The 3967-nt window shown below is 66.0% G+C and carries 3 protein-coding genes; all 3 read left to right on the forward strand.

Annotation, left to right across the window (positions count from 1 at the left end; all coding sequences use genetic code 11):
* Positions 1-75 precede the first annotated feature (75 nt).
* Genes fdhF through I5M_RS11880 form a run of 3 tightly spaced genes read left to right on the forward strand, consistent with a single transcriptional unit; the run spans position 76 to position 3894 of the window.
* Positions 76-2865, forward strand: coding sequence for a formate dehydrogenase subunit alpha (fdhF, locus tag I5M_RS11870; protein WP_022721603.1), 2790 nt, complete (start codon positions 76-78; stop codon positions 2863-2865).
* A gap of 2 nt (positions 2866-2867) precedes the next feature.
* Positions 2868-3689, forward strand: a complete 822-nt coding sequence (gene fdhD / locus I5M_RS11875; RefSeq protein ID WP_031336126.1) for a formate dehydrogenase accessory sulfurtransferase FdhD — start codon at positions 2868-2870, stop codon at positions 3687-3689.
* Entirely contained in the window at positions 3679-3894 is a 216-nt protein-coding gene (locus I5M_RS11880; RefSeq protein ID WP_022721605.1) for a formate dehydrogenase subunit delta, read from the forward strand. Before fdhD ends, I5M_RS11880 begins: the two co-directional genes overlap by 11 nt.
* Positions 3895-3967 lie beyond the last annotated feature (73 nt).

Raw genomic sequence — 3967 nt, forward strand, 5'->3', positions numbered from 1 at the left:
TGATAGGAGGGGAGAACACATGCCGCTCGTTCCGAAACCGATTTCGGAACTCCCGCTTCGACCTCCACCAAGACGGTGACGCTGACCATCGATGGGCAAAAGATCAGCGTGCCGGAAGGCACCTCGATCATGCGCGCCGCGATGGAAGCCGGCACCAGCATTCCCAAGCTGTGCGCCACCGACATGGTGGACGCGTTCGGCTCGTGCCGGCTGTGCCTGGTCGAGATAGAAGGCCGTGCCGGCACGCCGGCGTCGTGCACCACGCCGGTCGCCGACGGCCTGGTGGTCAAGACACAGACCGAGCGGCTGAAGCAGCTGCGCAAGGGCGTGATGGAGCTGTACATCTCCGATCACCCGCTCGATTGCCTGACCTGCTCGGCCAATGGCGATTGCGAGCTGCAGGACATGGCCGGCGCCGTCGGCCTGCGCGACGTGCGCTATGGTTACTCCGGCGAGAAGCACCCGAACCCGGGCTGCGACGAATCCAATCCGTATTTCACCTACGATCCGTCGAAGTGCATCGTCTGCTCGCGCTGCGTCCGCGCCTGCGAAGAAGTCCAAGGCACTTTCGCGCTGACCATCGCGGGCCGCGGCTTCGACTCCGTGGTGTCGCCCGGCATGCAGGAGAGCTTCCTCGGCTCCGAATGCGTATCGTGCGGCGCCTGCGTCCAGGCCTGTCCGACCGCGACACTGAACGAGAAGAGCGTGATCGAGATCGGCACGCCCGAGCACTCGGTGGTGACCACCTGTGCGTATTGCGGCGTCGGCTGCAGCTTCAAGGCCGAGATGCGCGGCGAAGAGCTGGTCCGCATGGTGCCCTACAAGGACGGCAAGGCCAATCGCGGCCATTCCTGCGTCAAGGGCCGTTTCGCCTGGGGCTACGCCAATCACAAGGAGCGCATCCTCAATCCGATGATCCGCTCCAGCATCAGCGAGCCGTGGCGCGAAGTGAGCTGGGACGAAGCGTTCAGCTACGCGGCGTCCGAGCTGAAGCGCATTCAGGCGAAATACGGCCGCGACTCGATCGGCGGCATCACCTCGTCACGCTGCACCAACGAAGAAACCTTCCTGGTTCAGAAGCTGATCCGCGCCGGCTTCGGCAACAACAATGTCGACACCTGCGCGCGCGTCTGCCATTCGCCGACCGGCTACGGCCTGTCGACCGCGTTCGGCACTTCGGCCGGCACCCAGGACTTCGACTCGGTCGAGCATTCCGACGTCGTGCTGATCATCGGCGCCAATCCGACCGACGGCCACCCGGTGTTCGCCTCGCGACTGAAGAAGCGGCTACGCCAGGGCGCCAAGCTGATCGTTATCGATCCGCGCCGCATCGATCTGGTGCGCTCGGCGCATGTCGAAGCCGCGCAGCATCTGCCGCTGAAGCCCGGCACCAACGTCGCGGTGCTGACCGCGCTAGCTCATGTGATCGTCACCGAAGGTCTCGCCCATGAGGCTTTCGTGCGCGAGCGCTGCGACTGGAGCGAATACGAGCACTGGGCGGCGTTCGTCAGCGACGAGCGTAACAGCCCCGAAGCCACCGCCACTGTCACCGGCGTCGATCCGCAGGCGCTGCGCGAGGCGGCGCGGCTGTTCGCCACCGGCGGCAACGGCGCGATCTATTATGGTCTCGGCGTCACCGAGCACAGCCAGGGTTCGACCACCGTGATGGCGATCGCCAATCTGGCGATGGCCACCGGCAATCTCGGTCGGCCCGGCGTGGGCGTGAACCCGCTGCGGGGCCAGAACAACGTGCAAGGTTCGTGCGACATGGGCTCTTTCCCGCACGAACTGCCGGGCTATCGCCACATCTCGACCGACGCGGTGCGCGAGAGCTTCGAGGCGCTGTGGAACGTCAAGCTCGACAACGAGCCTGGCCTGCGCATTCCCAACATGCTCGACGCCGCAGTCGACGGCTCGTTCAAGGCGCTCTACGTGCAGGGCGAGGACATTCTGCAGTCCGACCCCGACACCAAGCACGTCGCCGCCGGCTTGGCTGCGATGGAATGCGTCATCGTCCACGACCTGTTCCTCAACGAGACCGCCAACTACGCACATATCTTCCTGCCGGGCTCGACCTTCCTGGAGAAGAACGGCACCTTCACCAATGCCGAACGCCGCATCCAGCGCGTCCGCAAGGTGATGTCGCCGAAGAACGGCCTGGAAGACTGGGAAGTGACGCTGAAGCTGGCCGAGGCGGTCGGCTACAAGATGACCTACACGCATCCGTCGCAGATCATGGACGAGATCGCCGAGCTGACGCCGACCTTCACGGGCGTATCCTACGCCCGGCTCGACGAGCTGGGGTCGATCCAGTGGCCGTGCAACGACAAGGCGCCGGAAGGCACGCCGGTGATGCACATCGATCACTTCGTGCGCGGCAAGGGTAAGTTCGTCATCACCGAATATGTCGCGACCGACGAACGCACCGGGCCGCGTTTCCCGCTGCTGCTCACCACCGGCCGCATCCTGTCGCAGTACAATGTCGGCGCGCAGACGCGGCGCACCGCCAATTCGGTGTGGCACGACGAGGATCGGCTGGAGATCCACCCGCACGATGCCGAACAGCGCGGCGTGCGCGACGGCGACTGGGTGCGGCTCACCAGCCGCGCCGGCGAAACCACGTTGCGGGCGCTGATCACCGATCGCGTCGCGCCGGGCGTCGTCTACACCACGTTCCATCACCCCGACACGCAGGCCAACGTGGTCACCACGGAATATTCAGACTGGGCGACCAACTGCCCGGAATACAAGGTGACGGCCGTGCAGGTGGCGCCGTCGAACGGCCCGTCCGACTGGCAGCGCGACTACAATCAGCAGGCCGCGGCCGCCCGCCGGATCGCGGCGCCGGCCGAAGCCGCGGAGTGAAGATGCGGACGGTCCACACCAGTCCCAGCCAGGTCTGGCGCAACGGCCGCATGCAGGCCGGCACGCGCGCAATTCCGGAAGAGACGCCGGTGGCGATCAGCTACAACGGTTCCACTCAGGCAGTCATGATGGCGACGCCGGCCGATCTCGAGGATTTCGCGGTCGGCTTCAGCCTCAGCGAAGGCATCGTCGCCAGTGCCGCGCAGATCGAGACGCTGGAGTTGGTGCCACACGACGACGGCGTCGAACTGCGGATGTGGCTTGCCGATGCCGAAGCCGACGTACTGCAGCAGCGCCGCCGCCATATCGCCGGCCCGACCGGCTGCGGCCTGTGCGGCGTCGACTCGATCGCCGAGGCGGTGCGCCCGGTCGCGACCGTCGGTGAAGGCCGCAGCTTCTCGCCGCAGCAGATCGTCGCCGCCATCGAGGCCATGCCGCCGCTGCAGAAGCTCAATGTCGAGACGCGCGCCGTGCATGCCGCCGCGTACTACATACCCGAACAGGGCATCGTGGCGCTGCGCGAAGATGTCGGCCGCCACAATGCGCTCGATAAGCTTGCCGGCGCGATCGCGCGCGGCGGCATCGACGCGAGCCGCGGCCTTGTGCTGCTGACCAGCCGTGTCTCGGTCGAGATGGTGCAGAAGACCGCGGCGCTCGGCTGCAGCGTGCTGGTCGCCGTGTCGGCTCCGACGGCGCTGGCCGTGCGGATGGCGGAAGCCGCCGGCATCACCCTCGCCGCCATCGCTCGCGCTGACGGCTTCGAAGTCTTCACCCATCCGAGCCGCATCGACCACACTCACGACGGAGCCGCCGATGTCGCCTGACCGGCTTGTCTACATGGCCAATCAGATCGGCAGCTTCTTTCGCAGCCAGGGCGCCGACAAGGCCGTGCCCGGCATCGCCGAGCATCTGAAGAAGTTCTGGGAACCACGGATGCGCCGCGCCATCATCGCCCATGTGGACGCGGGCGGCGACGGACTGGCGCCGGAGGTTTTGGCCGCCGTGGAGGTGCTCAAGACCGCCAAGTAGGCAATAACAAGTAGGAACGACCAAGCAAAGAATTGATCAGCTCGAAAATGAGCGATCGCACAAGGGGAAGGAA

Source organism: Rhodopseudomonas sp. B29 (assembly GCF_000333455.1).
GTDB lineage: Bacteria > Pseudomonadota > Alphaproteobacteria > Rhizobiales > Xanthobacteraceae > Rhodopseudomonas.

Excerpts from the sequence above, each read along its gene's own strand:
- I5M_RS11880 (WP_022721605.1), top strand. The coding sequence starts at position 3,679 with ATGTCGCCTGACCGGCTTGTCTACATGGCCAATCAGATCGGCAGCTTC.
- fdhD (WP_031336126.1), top strand. The coding sequence starts at position 2,868 with ATGCGGACGGTCCACACCAGTCCCAGCCAGGTCTGGCGCAACGGCCGC.